Annotated in this window: 22 protein-coding genes; 8 read left to right on the forward strand and 14 right to left on the reverse strand. The window is 66.2% G+C overall.

Annotated features, from left to right (window positions below; genetic code table 11):
- The first annotated feature begins 109 nt into the window (after positions 1-109).
- Entirely contained in the window at positions 110-1,435 is a 1,326-nt protein-coding gene (locus tag DCO45_RS01800) for a citrate synthase family protein (protein ID WP_116924210.1), read from the forward strand.
- A gap of 114 nt (positions 1,436-1,549) precedes the next feature.
- Here DCO45_RS01800 and DCO45_RS01805 read toward each other — a convergent pair whose 3' ends face one another.
- Positions 1,550-2,002, reverse strand: a complete 453-nt coding sequence (locus DCO45_RS01805) for a CBS domain-containing protein (RefSeq protein WP_021028721.1) — start codon at positions 2,000-2,002, stop codon at positions 1,550-1,552.
- A 139-nt stretch (positions 2,003-2,141) separates the two neighbouring features.
- On the opposite strand from DCO45_RS01805, the gene DCO45_RS01810 reads away from it, so the two are divergent.
- The 4 genes from DCO45_RS01810 (at position 2,142) to DCO45_RS01825 (ending at position 5,807) form a co-directional block, all read left to right on the forward strand.
- Positions 2,142-3,440 (forward strand): O-acetylhomoserine aminocarboxypropyltransferase, encoded by a 1,299-nt coding sequence (locus tag DCO45_RS01810; RefSeq protein WP_116924211.1) that lies wholly within the window; start codon positions 2,142-2,144, stop codon positions 3,438-3,440.
- On the forward strand, positions 3,440-3,862 hold the full coding sequence (locus tag DCO45_RS01815; RefSeq protein ID WP_116924212.1) for a GNAT family acetyltransferase: 423 nt from the start codon (positions 3,440-3,442) through the stop codon (positions 3,860-3,862). The genes DCO45_RS01810 and DCO45_RS01815 overlap by 1 nt, the downstream gene beginning before the upstream one ends.
- A gap of 27 nt (positions 3,863-3,889) precedes the next feature.
- Positions 3,890-4,726, forward strand: a complete 837-nt coding sequence (locus tag DCO45_RS01820; RefSeq protein WP_116924213.1) for an alpha/beta hydrolase — start codon at positions 3,890-3,892, stop codon at positions 4,724-4,726.
- Between the two features lie 217 nt (positions 4,727-4,943).
- Positions 4,944-5,807 (forward strand): PoNe immunity protein domain-containing protein, encoded by an 864-nt coding sequence (locus DCO45_RS01825; RefSeq protein ID WP_165841094.1) that lies wholly within the window; start codon positions 4,944-4,946, stop codon positions 5,805-5,807.
- A 76-nt stretch (positions 5,808-5,883) separates the two neighbouring features.
- On the opposite strand, the gene DCO45_RS01830 is transcribed toward DCO45_RS01825, so the two are convergent.
- On the reverse strand, positions 5,884-7,215 hold the full coding sequence (locus DCO45_RS01830) for a YhjD/YihY/BrkB family envelope integrity protein (RefSeq protein WP_243419209.1): 1,332 nt from the start codon (positions 7,213-7,215) through the stop codon (positions 5,884-5,886).
- 83 nt (positions 7,216-7,298) lie between these two features.
- On the opposite strand from DCO45_RS01830, the gene DCO45_RS01835 reads away from it, so the two are divergent.
- Positions 7,299-7,739: a DUF2069 domain-containing protein gene (locus DCO45_RS01835; protein WP_116924483.1), complete on the forward strand. Its 441-nt coding sequence runs from the start codon at positions 7,299-7,301 to the stop codon at positions 7,737-7,739.
- A 32-nt stretch (positions 7,740-7,771) separates the two neighbouring features.
- The gene (locus DCO45_RS01840) at positions 7,772-9,193 is read left to right on the forward strand and encodes an FAD-binding oxidoreductase (RefSeq protein ID WP_116924216.1); all 1,422 of its coding nucleotides are present in this window, start codon (positions 7,772-7,774) and stop codon (positions 9,191-9,193) included.
- Between the two features lie 205 nt (positions 9,194-9,398).
- Here DCO45_RS01840 and DCO45_RS01845 read toward each other — a convergent pair whose 3' ends face one another.
- Positions 9,399-9,872: a hypothetical protein gene (locus DCO45_RS01845; RefSeq protein ID WP_116924217.1), complete on the reverse strand. Its 474-nt coding sequence runs from the start codon at positions 9,870-9,872 to the stop codon at positions 9,399-9,401.
- Between the two features lie 347 nt (positions 9,873-10,219).
- Here DCO45_RS01845 and DCO45_RS01850 point away from each other — a divergent pair, with 347 nt between their 5' ends.
- Positions 10,220-11,200, forward strand: coding sequence for a thymidylate synthase (locus DCO45_RS01850; RefSeq protein WP_116924218.1), 981 nt, complete (start codon positions 10,220-10,222; stop codon positions 11,198-11,200).
- Between the two features lie 44 nt (positions 11,201-11,244).
- Here the strand turns inward: DCO45_RS01850 and DCO45_RS01855 are convergent, their stop codons facing one another.
- From DCO45_RS01855 to DCO45_RS01905, 11 genes are all read right to left on the reverse strand, one after another.
- A complete protein-coding gene (locus DCO45_RS01855) occupies positions 11,245-11,658 on the reverse strand; it encodes a DUF4124 domain-containing protein (protein WP_116924219.1) in 414 nt (137 codons plus the stop codon).
- 60 nt (positions 11,659-11,718) lie between these two features.
- On the reverse strand, positions 11,719-12,699 hold the full coding sequence (locus tag DCO45_RS01860; RefSeq protein WP_116924220.1) for a tripartite tricarboxylate transporter substrate binding protein: 981 nt from the start codon (positions 12,697-12,699) through the stop codon (positions 11,719-11,721).
- Between the two features lie 300 nt (positions 12,700-12,999).
- A complete protein-coding gene (locus DCO45_RS01865) occupies positions 13,000-13,989 on the reverse strand; it encodes a tripartite tricarboxylate transporter substrate binding protein (RefSeq protein ID WP_116924221.1) in 990 nt (329 codons plus the stop codon).
- 114 nt (positions 13,990-14,103) lie between these two features.
- The gene (locus DCO45_RS01870; RefSeq protein ID WP_116924484.1) at positions 14,104-15,096 is read right to left on the reverse strand and encodes a tripartite tricarboxylate transporter substrate-binding protein; all 993 of its coding nucleotides are present in this window, start codon (positions 15,094-15,096) and stop codon (positions 14,104-14,106) included.
- 23 nt (positions 15,097-15,119) lie between these two features.
- Positions 15,120-15,818, reverse strand: a complete 699-nt coding sequence (locus tag DCO45_RS01875; protein WP_116924222.1) for a carboxymuconolactone decarboxylase family protein — start codon at positions 15,816-15,818, stop codon at positions 15,120-15,122.
- On the reverse strand, positions 15,811-17,103 hold the full coding sequence (locus DCO45_RS01880; RefSeq protein ID WP_116924223.1) for an SDR family oxidoreductase: 1,293 nt from the start codon (positions 17,101-17,103) through the stop codon (positions 15,811-15,813). Before DCO45_RS01880 ends, DCO45_RS01875 begins: the two co-directional genes overlap by 8 nt.
- A gap of 5 nt (positions 17,104-17,108) precedes the next feature.
- A complete protein-coding gene (locus DCO45_RS01885; RefSeq protein WP_232539375.1) occupies positions 17,109-17,879 on the reverse strand; it encodes a glucose 1-dehydrogenase in 771 nt (256 codons plus the stop codon).
- The gene (locus DCO45_RS01890; RefSeq protein ID WP_243419210.1) at positions 17,876-18,847 is read right to left on the reverse strand and encodes an acyl-CoA dehydrogenase family protein; all 972 of its coding nucleotides are present in this window, start codon (positions 18,845-18,847) and stop codon (positions 17,876-17,878) included. Before DCO45_RS01890 ends, DCO45_RS01885 begins: the two co-directional genes overlap by 4 nt.
- Before the next feature lie 4 nt (positions 18,848-18,851).
- On the reverse strand, positions 18,852-20,051 hold the full coding sequence (locus DCO45_RS01895) for an acyl-CoA dehydrogenase family protein (protein ID WP_116924225.1): 1,200 nt from the start codon (positions 20,049-20,051) through the stop codon (positions 18,852-18,854).
- A gap of 37 nt (positions 20,052-20,088) precedes the next feature.
- Entirely contained in the window at positions 20,089-22,224 is a 2,136-nt protein-coding gene (locus tag DCO45_RS01900) for an acetate--CoA ligase family protein (RefSeq protein WP_116924226.1), read from the reverse strand.
- Positions 22,225-22,226: 2 nt separating this feature from the next.
- On the reverse strand, positions 22,227-22,997 hold the full coding sequence (locus DCO45_RS01905) for an enoyl-CoA hydratase/isomerase family protein (RefSeq protein ID WP_116924227.1): 771 nt from the start codon (positions 22,995-22,997) through the stop codon (positions 22,227-22,229).
- Between the last annotated feature and the right edge of the window lie 250 nt (positions 22,998-23,247).

The raw sequence follows: 23,247 nt of genomic DNA on the forward strand, positions 1-23,247 counted from the left end.
GTTCTCCTGGTTGGCACATGGCCGCCATTGCATACCTGCCGCACCCCGGGGTCAATCTTGATTGGGCCGATACACATACCATTCAACTCGCCTTGCAGTAGCATGGCCCATGGTTGCTTCACGTCCCTCTCCCACCCCACCTTCAGAAGACGACAGCCCCTGGCTCAGCAGCCAGCAGGCCGCCGCGATGCTGGGTGTGCAGCGCGCCAGCCTCTACGCCTATGTCAGCCGGGGCCTGCTACAGGCGCACCGCCAACCGGGCCTGCGCGGCCATGTCTATGCCCGCATCGATGTGCAGCGCCTCGCGCGCCAGCGGCACACCGTGCGCAACCCCGCGCAGCTCGCCCGCTCCACCCTCGACTGGGGCACACCCGTGCTGCGCTCGGCCATCACCCAGGTGGCCCAAGGCCAGCTGTACTACCGGGGGCGCGATGCCCTGCAATGGGCGCAGCACGCCAGCCTGGAAGACACCGCCGCGCTGCTGCTGGGCCAGCCCATCGCGGCGCAGTCCAGCAGCGCCCGCATGGCCCCGACCAAGGCGTCCGCAGCATCGCCCGTGCCACAACCCCGGTCACCCGACCAGGCGCTCAGCGCCTGGCACAGCCTGCCCACCAGCGAGCCCACGCTGGCCAGCCCCGGCTGGGCCCGGCCGCTGCTCCAGCAGATGCTGTGGGTGCTGACGGGGCTGCCGCCACCTCCTGGTGCTGCGCCGCCCCAGGCCGAACGGCTGGTCCACCAGCAGCTCGCTGCGCTCTGGCGTGTGGATGCCGCCGGCGAAAGCACCCTGCGCCAGGCGCTGGTGCTGTGCGCCGACCATGAGCTCAATGCCTCCAGCTTTGCAGCCCGGGTGGTCGCATCAACCGGCGCCAGCCTGCATGCCAGTCTGGGCGCAGGTCTCGCCGCGCTGACCGGCCCACTGCACGGGGGGATGACGGCGGTGATCGACCAGCACTGGGACGACTGGCATGCGGCGCCACGGGCTGGCGATGCACTGCACCCATCGCTCACCCAGCTGCTGGCCGACACCCGCACCCATGGCAGCCCGCATTACTGCGCAGGCTTTGGCCACCCGCTCTACCCGGCAGGCGACCCGCGCAGCCAGCGCCTCATCAGCCTGCTGCCGGCCGATGCGCACCGCAATGCCTTGCTGGCAACAGTGCACCGCCAAACCGGCCTGCACCCCAGCCTGGACTATGCGCTGGTCGCCATCCAGCGCGGCCTGGGGCTGCCCGCGGGCGCTGCCTTTGTGCTGTTTGCACTGGGCCGCACGGCAGGCTGGCTGGCCCATGCGCTGGAGCAGCGCGACAGCGGCCAATTGATCCGCCCCCGCGCCCAGTATGTGGGCCTGCCAGCGCAAACAGATGCTCAGGCTGAGAACCCAGCCTCCACCGATAACACGGTCGGCCGCATCCCCGGGCGCATCATCCGTTTCTGACCAATACCCAGCATCTGTTCCAAAGCAAAGGCGCAAAAAAGCGGCCTCGCGGGCCGCTGCAGTAGCGGTTGTGGAAGTCGCCGGCTCAGCCGCCAAGCTGCGCCGGTCCCACCATCAAGAATCTGTCTCGCCTTCCACCGGCCAATCGCGGATATAGGCCTTGAGCATCTTGTTCTCGAAATTCTGGCTGTCGACGACGGCCTTGGCCACGTCGTAGAAGCTGATCACGCCCATCAGCATCTTCTTGTCCATCACCGGCATGTAGCGGGCATGGCGGTCGAGCATCATGCGGCGCACCTCGTCCATGTCGGTTTCCATCGTGCAGGTAAGCGGCGCATCGTCCATCACGCTGCGCACAAGGATATTGCCTGCAGTGCCGCCATTGTTGACGATGGCGACGATCACCTCTCGGAACGTCAACATGCCCACCACATCGCCGTGCTCCATCACCACCAGCGAGCCAATGTCCTTCTCCGCCATGGTCTGGATCGCGTCGCCCAGAGGGTCGTTGACGCTGGCCGTGTAGAGAGTGTTGCCTTTGAGGCGGAGGATATCGCTGACTTTCATGGGTGTCTCCTTGTACCGTTCTCCGATGCTGGCGGGGCCCACCTGCGTGCACACGCATCGGCGACAGGCCTGCCCGCCCAGGTCTGCTAAATATAGCCGACAATGCCCGTCCAGAACGACAACATCGCGGAGATACGCCATGCCCGGTTACACCGACCCCGGCTTTGACACCCTGAGTCTGCACGCTGGCGCCCAGCCGGACCCGGCCACCGGGGCTCGCGCCGTCCCCATCCACCTGACCACCTCCTTCGTCTTCGAGTCGAGCGACCACGCAGCCAGCCTCTTCAATCTGGAGCGGCCCGGCCATGTCTACAGCCGCATCAGCAACCCCACCAATGCGGTGCTGGAGCAGCGCGTCTCGGCACTTGAAGGCGGTGTGGGCGCGATCGCGGTGGCCAGCGGCCAGGCCGCGCTGCACCTGTCGGTTGCCACCTTGATGGGCGCGGGCAGCCATATCGTTGCCAGCACCGCGCTCTATGGCGGCAGCCAGAACCTGCTGCACTACACCCTGGCCCGCTTTGGCATCGAGACCACCTTTGTCCAACCCGGCGATATCGACGGCTGGCGCGCTGCGGTGCGGCCCAACACCAAGCTGTTTTTTGGCGAGACCGTCGGCAACCCCGGCCTCGATGTGCTGGACATCCCCACCGTCTCGGCCATCGCCCATGAGGCCGGCGTGCCCTTGCTGGTCGACTCCACCTTGACCTCGCCCTGGCTCATCAAGCCCTTTGCGCATGGCGCCGACATCGTCTACCACTCGGCCACCAAGTTTCTCTCCGGCCACGGCACCGTCATTGGCGGCATCGTGGTCGACGGCGGCAGTTTTGACTGGGAAAAGTCGGGCCGCTTCCCCGAGCTGACCGAGCCCTATGACGGCTTTCACAACATGGTGTTCAGCGAGGAATCGACCACCGGCGCCTTCTTGCTGCGCGCGCGGCGCGAAGGCCTGCGCGACTTTGGCGCCTGCATGAGCCCGCACAGCGCCTGGCTGATCTTGCAAGGCATCGAGACCTTGCCGCTGCGCATGGAGCGCCATATGCGCAACACCGAAAAAGTGGTGCAGTTCCTCGCCAGCCACCCGATGGTCAGCCGCGTGGGCCACCCGATGCTGGAGAGCCACAGCTCCTACGCGCTGGCGCAAAAGCTGCTGCCGCGCGGCGCGGGTTCTGTGTTCAGCTTTGACATTGCCGGCAACCGCAACCAGGGCAAGAAGTTCATCGAGACGCTCAAGGTCTTCAGCCACCTGGCCAATGTCGGCGACTGCCGCTCGCTGGTCATCCACCCGGCCAGCACCACGCATTTCCGCATGCACGACGACGCCTTGGCGCAAGCGGGCATCAGCCAGGGCACGATCCGCCTGTCCATCGGCCTAGAAGACGCCGACGACCTGATCGATGACTTGAAGCGCGCGCTCAAGTCCGCAGAGAAGGCCGCATGATGGAAATCCGTGTCTTTGCACTGCAAGATGCGCCTGCCGTCGTTCAGCTGTGGAACGACTGCGGCCTGACCCGCCCCTGGAACGACCCGCACAAGGACATTGCGCGCAAGCAGAGCGTCTCGCCCGAGTTGTTCTGGGTCGGTGTCGATGAACAAGGCGCGGTGATCGCCAGCATCATGGTCGGCTACGACGGCCACCGCGGCTGGATCAACTACCTGGCCGTGCACCCCCGGCACCAGCGCCAGGGCCATGCGCGCCAGCTGATGCAGCGGGCCGAAGCCGAGCTCACGGCGCTGGGCTGCCCCAAGCTCAACTTGCAGGTGCGCGCCGGCAACGAGGCGGTGATCGCCTTCTACGAAAGCCTGGGCTATGCCAACGACCAGACCGTGAGCCTGGGCAAACGCCTGATTGCCGACATCTAGCCTCAGCCACACCATCGGAGCACAGACATGCAAATCCAAGTACAAGGTGCCGACCTGTATGCCTACACCGGCGGCAAGGCGCTGGATGCGAACCAGCCCACTGCCATCTTTATCCACGGCGTGCTGTGCGACCACAGCGTCTGGGCGCTGCAAAGCCGCTACCTGGCCAACCATGGCTGGAACGTGCTGGCCATCGATCTGCCCGGCCACTGCAAAAGTGCCGGCGCCGCGCCGCGCACGGTGGAAGAAGCGGCCGAGACCATCGCGCAGCTGCTCGATGCCGCAGGCCTGCAGCAGGCGGCCCTTATCGGCCACAGCTGGGGCAGCCTGATAGCGATGGAAGCGGCCGCACGCCTGGGCGCGCGTATCAGCCACCTGGTGCTGGTCGGCACGGCCGACCCGATGAAGGTCGCCCCCGCCCTGCTGGAGCAAGCGCTCAGCGCTACCGACCAGGCGATTGCCATGGTGCAGACCTTCTCGCGCGCAACCCTGGCCCCACCCTCAGGCGCGGGCAGCTGGGTATTTGGTGCCGGCATGGCGCTGGCCCGCCGCGTGCAGGCCAGCAACGGCGACACCAACCTGCTGCACACCGGCTTTGTGGCCTGCGATAGCTACCGCAATGGCCAGGCTGCGATGGCCGCCCTCGCCTGCCCGGTGTTGTTTGTGCTGGGCGAGCAAGACCAGATGACGCCTGCCCGCGCCGCGCGCAGCCTGGTGGACGCCGCCAAAGCCGCTGGCAAGCAAGTGCAGGTCCAGATGGTGCCCAGCGGCCACAACCAGATGACCGAGTCACCCGACGCGACCCTGTTTGCGATCCACCATTTTCTGCAGGCACAGGCCGCAGCGCCGCAGCTTCCCGCCTGAGGGCCTGCCGCAGCGATCCGTCCCGCTATCAGCTTTGCAATTGCGATATTGCTTTTGTTTTTATAGCAGAATATCAAGTATGTATCTGGCGTAAGAAGGCGTAAGCCACCGCAAAAAATGCCGCAATGCGGGCATCAAATGCGTTAGCCTATCTGCCAGGCCGATGGAGGCCCAGACAGCTGCATCCGAAAAGCTGCAGACCCGATACATACGACTTATGCAATACAAGGCCCTTCCCTGTTTGCTGCAACACTGCCAGGCGCAACCCTGGCATCTGCTGCGGCCACGCGTGGACATGGACCTGGAGCGATGGGCAGAGACCTGGGCGGACCAGTTGTCAAGCCTGCATGAATTCTCCAGCCATGGCTACTATGGTCTGGATGTGCAGGATCTGGACGCCGACAGCCAACGCGCTGCCCGGGCTGGCTGGTGCCGCGCGGCGCTGCAATCGCTGGCGCTGTTGGATCTGGCCTACAGCCGGGGGCTGCCGCCTCGCGCGATGGAAAGCCTGTTCGAGCATGTGCTGCACTGGTGCAATGAGTATGCGGTCTTCATGCGCAGCGATGCCGCAGCACCGGCGCAAGCGCGCCAACCAATCAACCCTGCCTCCAACAGCTACCCGGCTGCCGTGCAACTGCTGGCGCTGCCGGTATTGCTCGAGCGCCAGGAGCTGATTCCCGGCATTGTCGAGCGTCTATTGGGCAACCGCTGTGACTGCCTGCTCGACTACCTGAGCGCCGTCGCCTGTGAAAAGGACGAAGCCTCCGCCCAGGTCTTCTGTCCCAAACCCTATGCCGATCTGAGCGCCTTCTTCGAGCAGTCCGAGCTGGGCACCGAGCCCTTGCAAGCCTATCTGGACGAGAACTACAGCAGCCAGCTGCACCCTGCGCTGGCCGCCATTGGCCGGCTCATTGGCATGGGCGAGCACCACCCGCGCTGGGCCTGGGAAGTCGCCGCCCTGGTGGTGCTGTACGAGCTGGATGACAGCCCTCTGACCGCCTACAGCAGCTACCCCGCCGACATGGTGGCGCTGGCGCGCCAGCGCCTGGCCTTCAATGAGGCAAGCTTCGCCGCCCACTGAGCCGCTTCAGCGATCTCTGCGCATCGCCATCAGGTAGGCCGCTGATGGGCAGCCCCTCTCAGCGATCAAACTGCCCTCAAGCCTTGGGCTGCAGGGCTTGGGTCTCATCACCCAGCACAGGCTCCAACTCCTGCGCTACTGCTTCCACCTCTTGCGCAGGCACCTCCTCCGGCAGCCACTGGCGGCGCTCCAGCAGTGCAATGAGCGCGATCTGGTCGAGACCGCTGTGCCACCACAAGGGCTCGGTGGCCTCGTTGCGGTCCAGCATCAGTGCACTGACCAGCGGCGCAGCCAGGGTCTGCGCGGGCTCGATCAGCAGCACATAGCGCATGTCATGCTGGCTCTCGGTGGCTCCCGTGCTGGTCCGGCGCTCATCCACATCGACGACGGCGCCCACCCAGTCGAGCTGGCACAGCACATCCAGCGCGCGGTGCAGCTGCACATCCTCCACCTGCATTCGGGTGGCAAGCTGGTGCAGGTAGAGGCCCTTCTCGGGCTGGTAGCGCATCAGGTTGAGCGCGCGTAGGCATTCGAGCGCCAGCTGAAAATCCCAGCTCTGCGCCAGCGGCAGCCGCGCCACGCCGGCCAGCAGGCTGGGCAGGTAGGCGGCCACCACGGCACCCAGCAGCACAATCACCCAGGCCACATAGATCCAGATCAGCAAGATCGGCAAGGTGGCAAAGGTGCCGTAGATGGTGGAATAGGTCGGCACATGCACGAGGTACAGGGTCAGCACCTTCTTGGCCACCTCGATGCCCACGGCCACAAACAGCCCGCCGGCCAGTGCATCGCGCCAGCGCACATGGGTGTTGGGCACATAGCGGTACATGGCGGTCACACCCGATGCCAGCAGCACAAACTCCAGCGAATCAAAGGCCAGGCGAATGAGGTAGGGCAGCTCGCCCATCGCGCTGCGCGAAGCGGCCACCACCGACGAGGTCAGCACCAGGCTGGAGGCCAGCACCAGCGGGCCCAGCGACATGGCCGCCCAGTAGATCAGCACCCGCTGGCCCAGTGGCCGCAGCTGGCGCACGCGCCAGATGTTGTTGAGCGTGCGGTCCATCGTCAATATCAGCGCCAGCGCCGTCACCAGCAAAAAGCTCAGGCCCGCCAGGCCCAGGCGGCTGGCCTTGGAGGCAAACTGCGTGATGTAGCCCAGCACCTGGCTGGCGATGGTGCTGGGGATCAGGCTCTCGATCAGCCAGCGCTGCAGTTGCGCCTCGACCGTGGCAAACATCGGGAAAGCGGTGAGCAGCGCCAACGCCACCGTGAAGAAAGGCACCAGTGCCAGCATGGTGGTAAAGGTCAGGCTGCTGGCCGTCAGGCCCAGGCGGTCCTCGCCAAAGCGCGTGCGCAAGGTATTGACGGTATTGCGCCAGGGAAACGCAGCAAATTGCTGCCACCACAAAGCCCATCCCTGGCGCGGTTGCACCTGCAAAGATGCTGCGTTTTTCTCATCACTGACGTACATACCGATATGATGCCATTTCCATGCCTGCATCGACCCCTGAACCCGCCGCAAATCTGCCTGATTTGGTAACGCCTGCCCCGGCCAGGGCAGCGGCGCAGTTTTCGCGCTGGCTGGCCGTGGCGTCCCTGCTGGGCCTGGTGCTGTTGTGCCTGGCCTGGGAGCTGTGGCTGGCCCCGCTGCGGCCGGGCGGCTCCTGGCTGGTGCTCAAGGCCTTGCCGCTGTGCATTCCGCTCGCCGGCCTGCTCAAGCGCCGCATGTATACCTACCGCTGGCTGAGCCTTCTGGTGTGGCTGTATTTTATTGAGGGCGTGGTGCGCGCCTGGGGTGATGCGCCGCCCAGCCGCTGGTGCGCGCTGGCCGAGATCGCACTTTGCCTGCTGCTGTTTGCCGCCTGCGTGCTGCATATCCGGGGCCGCCTGCGCGCCGCATCCCCGGCCGCCCCGCCCGCAGCCGCTTCCTAGAACCGATTTCTTTTTATTTGCTGAGACTTCCGATGACCGACCTGATTGCGAGCTTGCGCCAGATTGTGGGCGATGCCCATGTGCTTACCGAGGGCGACCTGACGGCCTATGAGCAGGACTGGCGCCGCCGCGTCCACGGCAAGGCGCTGGCGGTGGTGCGCCCCGCCACGACAGAGCAAGTGGCCGCCGTCGTCAAGGCCTGCGCGGCCAACGGCACCTCCATCGTGCCCCAGGGCGGCAACACCGGCCTGGTCGTGGGCTCCACGCCTGATACCTCGGGCCAGCAGGTGGTGCTGAACCTGGGGCGCATGCAGGCGATCCGCGCGATCGACAAGGACAACCTGACCGTCACCGTCGAGGCCGGCTGCATCCTGCAGACCCTGCAGGAGCGCTGCGAGAGCCAGGGCTATCTGTTCCCGCTGTCGCTGGCCGCCGAAGGCAGCTGCACCATTGGCGGCAACCTGGGCACCAATGCCGGCGGCACCCAGGTGGTGCGCTATGGCAATACGCGCGAGCTGTGCCTGGGCCTCGAAGTGGTCAACGCCCAGGGCGAGATCTGGAACGGCCTCAAGGGCCTGCGCAAGGACAACACCGGCTACGACCTGCGCAACCTCTTCATCGGCAGCGAAGGCACCCTGGGCGTGATCACGGCAGCGACGATGAAGATCTACCCCTTGCCCGCGAGCCAGCTCACCGCCTGGGCGGCGCTGCCGTCGTTCGATGCTGCCGTGCGCCTGCTGGCGCTGGCGCACCAGTACCTGGGCGCGGGTATGACCGGCTTTGAGGTGATGAACCGCTTTGCGCTCACCCTGGTCGACAAGCACATGCCCCAGCTGCGCGTGCCCTTTATCGACAACCCCGCCTTCCCCTATGCCGTGGTGTTGGAGAACTCCGACAGCGAATCGGAAGAGCATGCCCGCAGCCGCTTTGAAGCCTTGATGGAAGCGGCATTCGAGCAAGAGATCGTGCTCGATGCCGTGGTCGCCGAGAACCTGGGCCAGGCCCACAACCTCTGGCATATCCGCGAGAGCATTCCGCTCGCCCAGGTCGAGGAAGGCCTCAACATCAAGCACGACATCTCCGTGCCCATCTCGCGCATCCCGGAGTTTGTCGAGCATGCCACCCAGGTGCTGAACGACAAGGTGCCGGGCATGCGCCTGGTCAATTTCGGCCACCTGGGCGACGGCAATCTGCACTTCAATGTGCAGGCACCCGAGGGCGGAGACGCCAAGCAATTTCTCGACGAGCGCGAGCACGAGGTCAACCACATCGTCTATGACGCAGTGGCCGCCTTTGGCGGCTCCATCTCGGCCGAGCACGGCATTGGCACGCTCAAGGTAGACACCTTGCCGCAGTACCAGTCGCCGGTGGCCCTGTCGATGATGCGGGCGGTGAAGGCTGCGCTGGACCCGCAGAACATTATGAACCCGCATGCCATGATCACACGCGCTTAGAGCCACTAGCACAACCCTTGATACGTCGTTGCCTCGCCGGCCGCGCCAAGCCTTGTCGTACTACTGTACTGCCTGCAGCTTGACGCCTCGTCTCAACCGCAAACCTTCGGTTTGCTGGGTCGTGTTAGCAGCTCCTAAAACCCAGCGCCAAAACAAAACAGGGCGGCCCTCGCAGAGGTGCCGCCCTGTTTTGTTTATGGAAGCATCACGACGCCGGCGTGCCCACCGCGTTGCTGATCATCTGGTTCACATCCTTGGGCCAGGAAAACGCTGCGCCCGGGTCCTGCACCACACGCGGCTGGCCGTCCTGCAGCCACCAGATGCGCATGGTGTTGCTCTTGGCATCCAGCGCCACGGCGGCGGCATTGTGGCCACCATCGTGCTGGCGGTTGCCGGTGATGTAGTAAACGGAGCCCTGTTTGCTCAGCGGCCCGCTCACCTGCAGGTTCTGCATGAAGGCGGCGCGGTGCTCGCCCAGCAGGTGCTGCATGCGCGCAGCCATCACGCCTTGCTGCAAGAAAGCGGCATCCTGCGGGTACTGGCCCACCTGGGCCTGCAGCTGGTTCCAGGCCTGCTGGCCGCTGGGGTTGCCGCCAGCGGGCGTGGTCTGGCAACCCGCCAGTGCCAGCGCCGCAGCAGCGCCCAGGGCTAGGCCCCATTTTTTCGTCATCATCCACATAGTCAGGTGTCCTTGGTGCGTTTGCCGCGCCCTCTCCTGCGCCAGGCAAACTGTCGATGTCCCGCTGCCCACCTGTGCTTGCCACGGCCATGCACCGCCGGCCCCGGTGGGCCCGGGCGCCAAAGCCGACACCCTACACCAATTTTTGGGCCGCAAGGGCGGCCGCCGCCATCACCCACGTGGGCTTATCCTTACGGCCTACGCAAAAAACGCAGGCATCGTACAGTAGGCCCTTTGGGCCTTGCCCCCAGCCCCGCCCTCGCAGTGCGCCCATATCGCACCGGGCCAGGCAGCGCCTCGGCGCTCCAGGGGCGGCCAGGCCCCACTCTCGATCAGGCCAGAAGAACATGAAGCAATACCTCCAACTCGTCCAGAGCATTCTGGACCAAGGCTCCTGGCAGTCCAACCGCACAGGCATCCGCACGCTCAGCATGCCCGGCGCCATGCTCAAGTTTGATCTGCAGCAAGGCTTTCCGGCTGTCACCACGAAGAAGCTGGCCTTCAAATCGGCCATCGGCGAGATGGTGGGTTTTCTGCGTGCGGCGCGCAGCGCTGCCGATTTCCGCGCGTTGGGCTGCAAGGTCTGGGACCAGAACGCCAATGAAAACCAGGCCTGGCTGGCCAACCCCTACCGCCTGGAGGCCGACGACCTGGGCCCCGTCTACGGCGTGCAATGGCGCCAATGGCCGGCCTACAAGCTGATCGACCAGGCCCAGCCCCAAGGCGCCGCCCAGGTGGCCGACGCGCTGGCCAAGGGCTACACCCAGATCGGCGAAGTGGCCGAAGACGGCAAGCGCCAGATCGTGCTCTACAAGGCCATCGACCAGCTGCGCCAGTGCCTAGACACCATCATGACCGACCCGGGCAGCCGCCGCATTCTCTTCCACGGCTGGAACTGGGCCCAGCTCGAAGAAATGGCCCTGCCGCCCTGCCACCTGCTCTACCAGTTCCTGGTTGACCAGAGCAAGCGGGAGATCTCGCTGTGCCTGTACATCCGCAGCAATGATGTGGGCCTGGGCACCCCCTTCAATCTCACCGAAGGCGCCGCGCTGCTGCACCTGATAGGGCGCCTGAGTGGCTACACCCCGCGCTGGTTTACCTATTTCATCGGTGATGCCCACATCTACGAGAACCACCTGGACATGCTGCAAGAGCAGCTCAAGCGCGAGCCCTTTGAGTCGCCCCAGCTGGTGCTGTCGGACCGCATCCCCGACTATGCGGTGACCGGCCAATACGAGCCGGAGTGGCTGGAGAAGGTGGAGCCTTCGGACTTCTGGCTGGAAGGCTACCAGCACCATGCGCCGTTGACGGCGCCGATGGCCGTGTAAACAAAAACGCCCGCAATCGCGGGCGTTTTGCTGAGAGGGGGTCTTTAGCCGCCGCACCGCTCTTTCAGCGCTTCAAACGACGCCCGCTTTTGCTTGCGGATCGGCAGCGGCAGCGCAATCGATTCGGCCTCGATCTGCATGCTCTTCATGCGCTCCGGGTCGGGGCAATCGGCCGGGCGGGGTTCTGGCGCATCGGCGGGTGCAGCTGCTGGTACGGACGGCGGTGGGTTATCCGTTGGACGGCTGGTCACCGGGCGGTCATGCTCGCGCGGGTTGATGCCCTGGCTGGAGGGCGTCACGGTGATCGCCTCGGCCTTCTGCCCGGCTGCGCAGGGCTCATCCTGAAAGCTGGTGCGGCCCTGGGCATCGACGCATTTGTTGATGGCCCAGGCCGGTGCGCTCAGCAAAGACGCTGCCGCGAGCAATCCGGCAGCGAGGGTATGGCGGGCGTAGGGCATGGGCAATCCAGACAGGTGGCAAAAAGCCCATTATGCGGCAGGCCCCCCACCCGCCCCGGCTCAATCCAGATCAATGCGCACGCCGCTCTGGAGGAGCGCCTGCAGCTTGCGGGTTTCGGCCTGCAGAAACTGGCCAAAGGCCTCGGGCGTGGACAGCGACACCAGCAAGCCGGTCTTGGCAATCTGGGCGCGCACGGCAGGGTCTTCAAGGGCGCGGTGCAGGTCGGCATTGATCTGCCGCACCACCGCATCGGGCGTTGCAGCCGGCGCCAGCATGCCAAACCAGCTGCCACTGACAAAATCCATGCCCAGCTCCTTGAAGGTCGGGATCTCGGGCGCGCCGGGGTGGCGCTGCTCGGCAGCGATGGCCACGGCTGCCACCTTGCCCGACTTGACCAGCGCGTACGACGACATGCCGTCAAACATGCCATCGACGACGCCCGCCATCAGATCGGTCATCGACGGCCCCTGGCCCTTGTAGGGTACATGGGTAAAGCGGATGCCCGCCTTGGTCGCAAACAGCTCGGCCGCCAGGTGCGGGCTCGACCCTGGTCCGGACGAGGCCAGCTTGAAGCTGCCCGGCTCGGCCTTGGCGCGGTCGATCAGGTTTTGCAGCGACTGGCCACGCAAGCGGTTGGTGACCAGCAGCACATTGTGGCTGGAGCCCAGCAGGCCCACAGGCCGGAAAGCGTCGGGCCCATAGGACAGCTGCCGGCGCAGCACCGGGTTGGAGGTGTAGGCATAGCTGGTGAACAGCAGCGTGTAGCCATCGGCTGGCGTACGGGCCACGGCGCTCGTGCCGATGATGGTGCCTGCGCCATCGCGGTTCTCCACCACCACCGGCCGGCCCCAGAGCGTCGCCAGCTTCGCCGCCAGCGACCGGGCCAGCGTATCGGTCAGCCCGCCGGCAGAATAAGGCACCACGATGGTCACGCGCTTGTTGGGGAAAGCGGCCTGAACCTCAGCGGCCGGTGCAGTGGCCGCGCAGCAAGCCAGGCCCAGCCCCAGCGCGGTAGCGCGCCAAAAAATCCTGATCGACATAAGACCTCCTTAGGGATACTCTGCAAGACTCCCTGCCGTGGTCTGAATGCGGGCTCGGGCGGTTCGCTGCGTTGTCTTCCTTGTCAATAGCTACGGCTATTGACTGCGAAAGACGCCTTGCGCCTCATCCCGATCCGCGCCCATCCCGCTTAGCGAGGGTCTTGCAGAGGATCCCTTGCCCAGCCTGTCTGCCGGGCAATCGCCATACCATCGCAAGAGTTGGCTGTGCCAATACGGCACAGAGGGTCCCGGGGCAGGGCTGAAGAGCCTTCAGCCCCGCTGCCTGCCCCGGGGCGTCGCTCAATCGACCTTGAGCTTGGCCACCTTGGCCAGCTGCTGCCACAGCGCCATGTCGTTCTTGACGACCTGGCTGAACTCGGCGGCCGACTTGTGCGCAGGGATCAGCATGTTCTGCTCGGCAAACTTGGCCTTCATCTCGGCGCTGCCCAGCACCTGGCCCAGATCGGCATTGATGCGGTCGATGATCTTGGGGTCCGTCTTGGCGGGCGCAAACACGCCGTACCAGCCATCGGCATCAAAGCTGTAGCCCTGCTCGGTCAGTGTGGGCACATCCTGTAGCGCCGGGCCGCGCGCCGATCCGGTGGCGCCCAGCGCACGCAGCTTGCCGCTGCGGATATGGGGAATGGGCGAGGCAATGTCCATAAAGCCCACGCCAATCGTGTTGGCCAGCAGATCGCCCAGCTCCACGGCAGTGCCCTTGTAGGGCACATGGGGCATGTCCAGGCCGTAGTGGGCCTTGATGCCCTCCATCACCAGGTGGCCCGTCGAGCCGCTGCCCCAGGAACCATAGGCCAGGCGGCCCGGGTTGGCCTTGGCGTACTGCACCATGTCGGCCAGCGTCTTGAGGCCAGTGGCTGGGTTGGCCACCAGCAAAATGCCCGCAGCCCCCACCTGCGCCACCGGTGCCAGGTCGCGCATCGCGTCATAGGGCATCTTGGGCTGGATGATGGGGTTGATCGCAATCGACGACGACGGCGAGAACAGCAAGGTATAGCCATCGGCCTGGGCCTTAGCCACATGGTCATTGCCGATGATGCCGTTGGCACCGGCCTTGTTCTCGACATAGAGGCTTTCCTTGAGCGTCGACTGCAGCGGAGGCAGCAGCAGGCGCGCAAAGATGTCGCCGCCCGAGCCCGCTGGCCCCGGCACGATCATCCGGATCGCCTTGTTGGGCCAGGCCGTATTGGCCCAGGCCGTGCCGGTGCCCGCTGCGGCCAGCAGGCCCAGCAGCATCTGCCGGCGGTTGAAGCTTGCGCATGAATCGGTCATTTTTGTCTCCTGTGGATTGCCGGTGGCCGGCCTTGCGGCGACCACCTGGTTCTTGGGTTTGCTGTGAGCAGCGGCCCGGGCTTGTAGCGCCCGGTGCAGCCGCCAGCGCGCTCGTTACGACATCTTCAGATCGGCCAGCTTGGCCAGCCCACCCCAGATCTTCATATCGGACTGGATGGAGCGGGCAAACTCTGCCGCCGGTTTGACGGCAGGCAGGGCCATGTTCTGGTCTTCAAACTTTTTGCGGATATCGGCGCTTTGCGCCACCTGCGCCAGGGCGTGGTTCAGGCGCTCCACCATCTGGGGGTTGGAGCTGCCGGCGGGCAAAAACACGCCATACCAGCCGTCGGCATCAAACTTGAAGCCCTGCTCGGTAAAGGTGGGCACCTGCGGTGTGGCCGGCGCGCGCTGCGTGCCCGTCACGCCGACTGCCAGCAGCTTGCCGTTGCGGATATGCGGCACGGGTGACGCGATATCCATAAAGCCCATGGCAATGTTGTTGCCGATGATGTCGGACAGCTCGGTGGACAGCGCCTTGTAGGGCACATGGTGGATGTCGATGCCGTAATGGGCCTTGAGGCCCTCCAGCGCCAGATGGCCCGACGAGCCATTGCCCCAGGAGCCGCAGGACAGCTTGCCCGGGTTGGCCTTGGCATAGCGCACCAGATCGGGCAAGGATGCAATGCCGGTCTCCGGGTTGGCGACCAGAAAAATACCGGACAGCCCGATCTGGCCGACGGGCAGCAGATCGCGTTGCGTGTCATAGGGCAGCTTGGGCTGGATAAAGGGGTTGATCACGATGGCTGATGACGGCGCAAACAGCACCGTGTGCGCATCGCTGCTTTTGACGACAAAGTCATTGGCGATGATGCCGTTGGCGCCCACCTTGTTTTCCACATAGAAGGGCTGGCCCAGCGCTGCCTGCAGGCCGGGCGCCAGCAAGCGGGCAAACACATCGCCGCCCGATCCGGGCGAGCTGGTCACCACCAGGCGCACCGGCTTGCTGGGCCAGGGCGTGGCTGCCCGTGCCAGAGGAAGGGCTGCAGGCAGTGCGGCGGCCATGGCCGCCATCAGCAGGGTGCGGCGTTCGGTACGCAGCTGGTTCATGTTTGTCTCCTTGTCGTTCGATGTCATGCGGCGTCGAGCTCAGCCAGCACCGTGATGCCCAGCGCCGTGCCATGCACCGCCAGGTGCGCGCCCATCTGGATGACCTGCACCACCGCTTCGCGCGCCACGCCCAGGCCCTGGGCCTGCTGCAAGGCTGCGCGCAAGGCCTCGGGCTGCATCGCTGTAAAGCAGGCATGCAGCGCAACCGTGATCAGGCAGCGCTCGCCGGCGCTCAGGCCCTTGCCGCTTTCGGCCGTGCTGGCTAGCGCCTGCAGATGGCCAAAGTAGGCCGGGTCGATGGCCTGCAGCCGCGCCCACAGGTCTGGCTGCTGGCCGTCCACCGTGGCCTCCGCCTTGGGTGGCAGACCATACACCTGGGTCACCTCCCCTAGCGCTGCCGCTGTCGCGCCTGCGCCTTGCAGGCAAACCAAGGTCAGCACATCGAGCAGGTCGTCATCACTGGCGCCGCAGGCCAGCGCCTTTTGCATGTGCAGCTTCAGGCCGCTGGCAAACAAATGGCTGGCCGATGCGTCGAGTGCCACATAGACCAGTTCCACCATGCGCTCGCTTAAGGCCCCGCTGCGCGCCGGGTAGCCGGCATAGTGGGCATAGGCCTGCAAAAACGCCGGGCGGCGCGCCAGCAGCTGGGCATTCCAGGGCCGCCAGTAGCCGCGCTCCTGGCGGTACAGCGCCTCGACGGCGGCGGTGTCCAGTTCAGCCATGGGCGCTCTCCTCGGAGCCCGAGATATTGGGGCACTGTCCGGTGACAAACTGCGCCTGTGCCCCGGCCAGAAAACGGACCAGCGGCAGCAGCTGCGCCACCGCTGGGCCACGGGCCTGCTGGGGCGACAGCAGCAGTGCATTGATGCGCAAGCCTTGTGTGGCCCATTCACAGGCCAGGGTTGCCACCAGCATGCGTGCGGCAGCCAGTGCCGTCTGGTGCTGCCAGGCGGGCACGCCTTCGGGGGCAGTCGCGGGCAGCAAGAGCACCAGGCTGGCATCGCGCGCATGGGTGGCTGCAAACTGCTGGGCGGCGCTCAGCACGGCTTCCACAAGATCACCACCAGCAGGGGCCAGCGCCTGGGTGCTGACCAGGCCTTGGCAAGGCGCGGCCGTTGCCGCTACCTGCTCGCCGTCCGCTGCCTGCAGCGCTTGCAACCAGGCGCCATCACAGGCGCTATCACCTGCGGCATCGCTGCCCGCTTGCAGCTGCAGATGCAGCGGGGTCTGCAACGGTGCGGGCACGGCGGTGCTCAGCGCGCAGCGGCTGCTGCCGCCGTAAATGCCCGATCCGCCATCGACCGACAGGACCTGGCCCGACAGCACCCGGGCCTGGGGCTGCGCCAAAAACACCAGCGCTGCGGCCATTTCTTCGGGCTCGGCCAAGCGGCCCAGCGGGATCTTGGCAACAGCATCGGCCAACGCCAGGCGCCCGGCATCCATCAGGCCCTGCACCAGCTCGGTGCGCACAAAGCCGGGGCACAAGGTGGTCACGCTCAGCTGCGGGTAGCGCCGCGCCAGGCTTTGCGACCAGGCGATCAGACCGGCCTTGCTGGGGCTGTAGAGCCCGCGCCAGGGAATGGCCTTGTGCCCCGCGCCGGAGGACACATTGACAAGGCGCGCATCGGCCTTCAAACGGGGCAGACAGGTCTCGAACAAGGCCTGCGGTGCCTGCAGGTTCAGCCGTAGCAGGCGCTGCCACTGCGCGGGCGCCTGCTCGGCCAGCGGCCGGCCGCTGCTGTCCGAGATACCGGCGTTGTTGACCAGCGCATCGAGTGCTGGCAGCGCAGCCAGTTGGCGGCCCAGCTGGACCAGCGCCTGCGCATCGGTCAGATCCAGCGCAAAGGCCTGCGCACTGGCCGCGCCTTGCGCCAGGCACTGCTGGGGCAGCTCGGCAATCGCGGGGCTGATGTCGGCCAGCAGGCAGTCCCAGCCCTGCTGCGCAAACTGCAGCGCGGCAGCGCGGCCAATGCCGGAGGCAGCACCAGTGATCAAGACAGCGGGCATAGGCTTCAGATGTTGGTGAAGGTAATGCCGCCATCCACCACCAGCGCCTGCGCGGTGGTGAACTGCGAGGCATCGCTGGCCAAAAAGCAGATGGTGCCGGCAATATCGTCCACCGTGCCCAGGCGCCCCATCGGTGTCTTGGCCACGCGGCCGGCATCGCGCTCGGCATTGCGGTTGCGCTGGGTGCCCTCGGTCGGTACGGCAGACGGGCAGACCGCATTGACGCGGATATAGCGCTCGCCCAGCTCCGCCGCCGCAGCTCGGGTAATACCCAGCACACCAGCCTTGATGCCCGAATACACCATCGAGCTGCCGGCCGAGCGCAGCGCCGCGACCGAGGCCACATTGATGATGCTGCCACCGCGCTCGGCATCCATGCGGGCAGCGGCGGCCTGGATGCCCCAGAGCACCGCCTTGAAGCCGATGTCCAGCATGCGGTCCACCGTCTCGGGCATGATCTCGCTCACCGATTGGTAGCGCACCCAGGCGGCGTTGTTGACCAAAATATCGAGCCGCTGGTGGCGGGCATAGGCCTCGTCCACGGCGGCGGTCATCTCTTCGCGCGTGGCCACGTTCTTCACCACGCCAAAGGCCTGGCCGCCCTGGGCGGTGATGGCAGCCACCGTCTCTTCGACCAGCGCCTCCTTCAGGTCATTGACCGCCACCACGGCGCCGCGCGCGGCCAGTTGCAGCGCTGTGGCGCGGCCAATGCCGGCACCTGCGCCGGTGACCAGGGCCACGCGGCCTTCCATATCTCTTGCTATTGCGCCTGTCATTGCGTCACCTCACAACGGTCGATAAAGTCAGCGCCCACGGCGCGCATCACAGCCCCCGCCCCCAGGCAGGCGTCGAGCTTCTTGAGCTCACGCAGGCTGCGGTGCAGCCCCAGCTCCCAGGTAAAGCCCATGCCGCCATGCAGGTGGATGGCCTTTTCCAGCACCCAGGCGCCCTGGCTCAGTGCAGCGGCCAAGGCGCTGTCCGCCTGGCGGGGATTGCCCCACTCATCGGGGCGCAGCGCGCGCCAGGCCTGGGCGCTCGATGCCTCCAGCAGCAGGCGCATGCGCGCCAGGTGGTGGCGCACCGCCTGCTTGGCCGACAGCGGCCGGCCAAACTGCACGCGCGCCTGCAGGTAATCAGCAGTGCGCTCCAGCGCGCCGGCGCAAAGCCCGTTCAGATACTCGGCCCAGAGCAGCTTGGTATCGGCGCAAAAATCCTGCGACTGCTGCGCGTCCAGGCTCAAGAGCGGCGTGGCACCGGCGGCCGATACCCACAGCTGGGGCACCTCCGGGTCCAGCATTTCTTCGGCCTGGCAGCGCAAGTGCGCCTTGTCGTAGAGCGCAAAACCGGCATCGGTCTGCACCAGCGCATAGTCGGCCTGCAGGCCATTGCGCGCCACCCCACTCCAATCGCCAGCGGCCTGCGCGGCCATCACCACGCACAGCGATTTCTCGCCGCGCAGCAGCTCGCCGCCCACATCCGTGCCTTGCAGCGCCTTGCTGGCGGCAATCTGCTCGGGCAGGGGGTAGGACAGTTGCATCTGCCCTGCCACCCGCACCACCGGCATCGCAAATGCCAGCGGCAGGCCCAGGCCGCCCTGCGCTTCATCGGCGCAGATGCCAAACAGGCCGGCATCGGCCATGGCGGTGGCCGCCTCGGCCGGGCCTTGCCCTTGCAGCGCCGCGATGACCGCCTGCGCCGCCTGCCCAAACTCCTCGGGGTGCAGCTCTTCAGTTTGCATCGTCATCCCTTTAGTCCTTGGTCAGCTGTTGAATGCGCTGGGCAATGACATCCAGCTGCACTTCGGTGGTTCCGGCGTAGATGCTCTCGGCGCGCGAGAACAGATAGGCCTGCGTGAAATGGGCCTTGGCGCGCTGCGCCAGCGCGCTGTGGCCAGGGTGGATATCGGCCACCATCGCCAGCGCCAGCGACGCAAAGGCCTGGTGGCATTCAGACCAGTACAGCTTGGTGAGCGAGCCGCGCGCACCAATGGGCTCACCGGCCTGCAGCTGCTCCACACTGCGCTCGACCAGGCCCTTGAGCCCGTCAATCTGGCTCGCCACCTGGCCGATGGCCTGGCGCAGGCCGGGCTCTTGCAAGCGAGCGCGCAGCGCGGGCTCGGACTGGTAGGCCCGCACCAGCTGGCGCAGCTCGCACGCAAAGCGCCAGGCGCGGTACATGCGGTTGGTGGCGCGCTCGATCGACAGCACCCGAATCGCCGCACTCCAGCCTTCATCGGCAGCGCCCAGGCGGGCCGAATCGGGCACGCGCACCTGGTCAAAAAACACCTCGGCAAACGACTGCTTGTTGTCGATGGAGCGGATCGGCACCACGCGGATGCCGGGCGTGTCCATCGGTACCGCAAACATCAGCAGGCCCCGGTGCTTGTCGGCCACCGTACCGGTGCGGGTCAGCAGCAGGCAGTAATGGGCCTTGGCCGCGCCGCTGGTCCAGATCTTCTGGCCCTGGATGAGCCAGTCATCGCCATCGGGCGTGGCCTTGGTGCGCAGCCGCGCGAGGTCCGACCCGGCCTCGGGCTCGGAAAAGCCCTGGCACCAGTACTCGCGCATCTCCAAAATGGCGGGCAGAAAGGCCTGCTTTTGCGCCTCGGTGCCCACGGCCATGATGATGGGGCCGGCCAGCTCCTTACCAATTGAGCTGACGCTCTCGGGCATGGCCAGCGCGCCCACTTCCTTGTTCACCGCCAGGTGCTCGCGCAGGCTCAGGCCATGGCCGCCGTACGCGGTCGGCCAGGTCATGCCGGCCAGGCCCGCCTGGTACATGCGCGCTTCCCAATCGCGGCACTCGTCCAGGCTGGGCGTGCGGTAGTCCACGCTGTCGGCGCGCATGTGGGCGGGCAAATGGCTGTGCAGCCAGTCACGCGCATATTGCCGGTAGGCACCCGGGCCCGATGCGGCATCGGGGCGGGCGAAATTCTCTTCCTGTTTCATCGCATAGTTCCGATCAAAGTCTGCATGGCGCTGCGCATCAGGCCTGCGGCGGGGCCGCCACCATCAGCGCATCGACCGCAATCACGCCCTCGCCGGCAGGCTGGACCAGCACCGGGTTCAGGTCGATCTCGGCGATCTCGCTGGCATAGGCCAGCGCCAGCTCCGACAGGCGCGCCACCGTGGCGGCCATGGCCTGCACATCGGCAGCGGGCTGGCCGCGCACCCCTTGCAGCAGCGGGTAGAGCTTGAGCGACGCAATCATCTGCAGCGCCTCGGCCTGCGTCACCGGCGCCACCTGCACCGCCACGTCCTTGAGCACCTCGGCATAGATGCCGCCCATGCCCACCATCACCACCGGGCCAAAGGCCGCGTCGTGTGAAACGCCGGTGATCATCTCCACACCGCCGCCCACCATCGGGGCGACCAGCACGCCATCGATCTGCGCCTGCGCTGCGCGCTCTGCGACCCGGGCCAGCAGCTGTGCATAGGCCGTGCGGGCCTGCGCGGCGCTGCGGATGTTGAGCTCCACGCCGCCGACCTCGGTCTTGTGGGCAATGTCGGGCGAGACGATCTTGAACACCACCGGAAAACCGATCTGCTCAGCCGCTGCCACCGCCGCATCGGCGGACTGCACCACCTGCTCCTGCGTCACCGGCACACCGGCCCGCGCCAAAAAGGCCTTGGCATGGAACTCGTTGCGGAAGACCTGGGCATCCAGCGCCTCCCAGTGCTGCGCGGCAGCGGGCGCAGCTGGCGGCTGGCCCAGCGTCTGGCCCAGGCGCACCAGTCCTGCCAGGCCACGGGCTGCCGCATCAATGGTCGGGAAGATCGCAATGCCCGCGTTGGCAATGCGCTCGGTCACCTCGGCCGGGCCCTGGCCAATCAGCACGATCAGGCGCTCGGGGTAGTCGCGCCGGATCTGCGCCAGTGCCTCCTGGTACACGCCGCTCAAACGCGGGTTGTGCAAGGACAACGACAGCAGCAGCACCAGGGTGCTGCGCGATGCGTCTTCCAGCAAGGCCGTCAGCAGCTTGTACAAGATATCGGGCCGGCTGGACATCTGCGCCGTCGCATCGACCGGGTTGCGGGTGCCGGCCACCGGCACCGCTTCCTGGATACGGGCACGCGTCGCATCCGACAGCTCGGGCAGGTCCAGGCCGGCCTGCACCATCGCATCGGCCATCATCACGCCAAAGCCGCCCGATGCTGCCACCAGGGTCACACCCCGGTTGCGCGGCAGCAGCGCCTGGGGCAGCACCGACAGCGCGGCCGTCAGCTCCACCATGTCTTCGATCGACTGCACCGTCAGCGCCCCCGCGCGGGTCAGCGCCGCTTCGATCACGGCGTTAGACCCCGTCAGCGCGCCGGTGTGCGAGGCGGCGGCCGCCTGGCCTTGCTCGGTCGCGCCAATCTTGAGCACCACCACCACCTTGCCGGCGGCGCGCGCCGCGTCCAGCGCCTGCAGCAGCTTGCTGCCATCACGGCAGGTTTCCATGCAGCACAGGATGATGCGGGTCTGGCGGTCGCCGGCCAGCGCGGCAATGCCGTCGGCAATGTCCACATCGGCCTCGTTGCCGGTCGCCATGAAGCGGCTGATGCCCAAGCCCCGGCGCACCACCGATTGCATCGTGAAGCTGCCCAGGTTGCCCGACTGCGAGACGATGCCCACCTGGCCGGCGGCCGGCAGCTTGTCTTCCAGCGCCACCGAGAACGAGCCAATCACCCGCGCCTCGATGCCCACCGCGCCCAGGCAGTTGGGCCCCAGCACGCGGATCTGGCGCTCCCGCGCAATCTGGCTCAGCTGCTGCTGCAGCGCTGCGCCCTCCTCTCCCGCTTCTATGAATCCGGACGACAGCACAATCGCCGCCTGCACGCCCTTGTCTGCGCAGTCGCGCAGCGCAGCGGGCGCCATCGCTGCCGGCACCGCGATGATGGCCAGCTCGGGCACCTGCGGCACATCGCGCACGCTGGTGTAAGCGGGCAGCGACTGGATGCTGCCGCCCTTGGGGTTGATGGGGAACACCGCGCCGGCATAACCATGCTTTTGGAGCAGATGCAGCGGCCGCCCACCAATCTTGGTGGGGTCGTCAGAGGCACCAATGATGGCGATCGCGCGTGCATTGAAAAACGGATCAAGACCTGCACCGGGCTGCAGGCGGGTTGTCTGCAGCATGCTCAGCGTCCTTTGAAAACGGGGGCGCGCTTTTCCAGGAAGGCCATGCGCGCTTCCTTGGCGTCTTCGGTCTTGGCCAGCGCCATCGTGAACTCCTGCTCAAAACGGTAGGCATCGCGCTGGGGCATCAGGTCCACCATATTGGCGGCGCGTTTGGCATAGATCACCGCCAGCGGTGCCTTGGACGCAATCTCGCGCGCCATCTCCATGGCCTTGGGCAGCAGCGCTTCGGGCGCCAGCACTTCTTCGACCACATTGCGCTGCAGCATCTCCTGGGCCGTCAGGCGCTGGCCGGTAAAAAACATGCGGCGCATCGTCGAGCGTCCCAGCAAGGTCTTGAGCATCGAGGCCCCGCCCGCCAGGCCCACATTGATCTCGGGCATGCCAAAGCTCGCGTTCGACGAGGCATAGAGAATGTCGCAGGCCGCAGCCAGGCCCATGCCTGCGCCCAGAGCCGTGCCGTTCACCGCCGCAATCACCGGCTTGGCGCATTCCTTGATCGCATTGCCGGTTTCGCGGGTGACGCGGTTGTGCTCCAGAAAGTCACCGGCCACCTCGGCATTGGGCCGGTCCTTCAGATCGGCGCCGGCGCAGAACACCGAGCCGGAACCCGTCAGCACCGCGCAGCGCACATCGTCGCGTTCGGAGATCGCATCAAAAATCGCCACCAGCTCGCGCCGCATCGCCCGGTTGAGGGCATTTACCGGTGGGCGGTTGAGCGTGACCAGGGCCACGCCATCGGCGACTTCCAGCAAAACGGAGGGCTCAGACATGGCGGCCTCCCCGGGTGTGGATTGCTACCGCGGTGGCCAGGGGGTGGATGGCGGCGCAGCGCGCAGCCTGCGCAATAGGCGCTATCACTTGCATGTTGTCTCCTTGGATCTTGGCCGCTCATGGCGAGCGCCTGTTTCGAATCTGTGTTTGATTCTAGGAAGGAACCCTGCAAATGATTTCCCCCCGATTGGTTGAATCTGTTCTGCGTTCCCCGGGGTAGTGGCGCCCTGGGGCAACCCTATGATGGAC

The sequence above is a fragment of the Comamonas sp. JNW genome (assembly GCF_003105075.1).
In the GTDB taxonomy this organism is placed as follows: Bacteria; Pseudomonadota; Gammaproteobacteria; order Burkholderiales; family Burkholderiaceae_C; genus Comamonas; species Comamonas squillarum.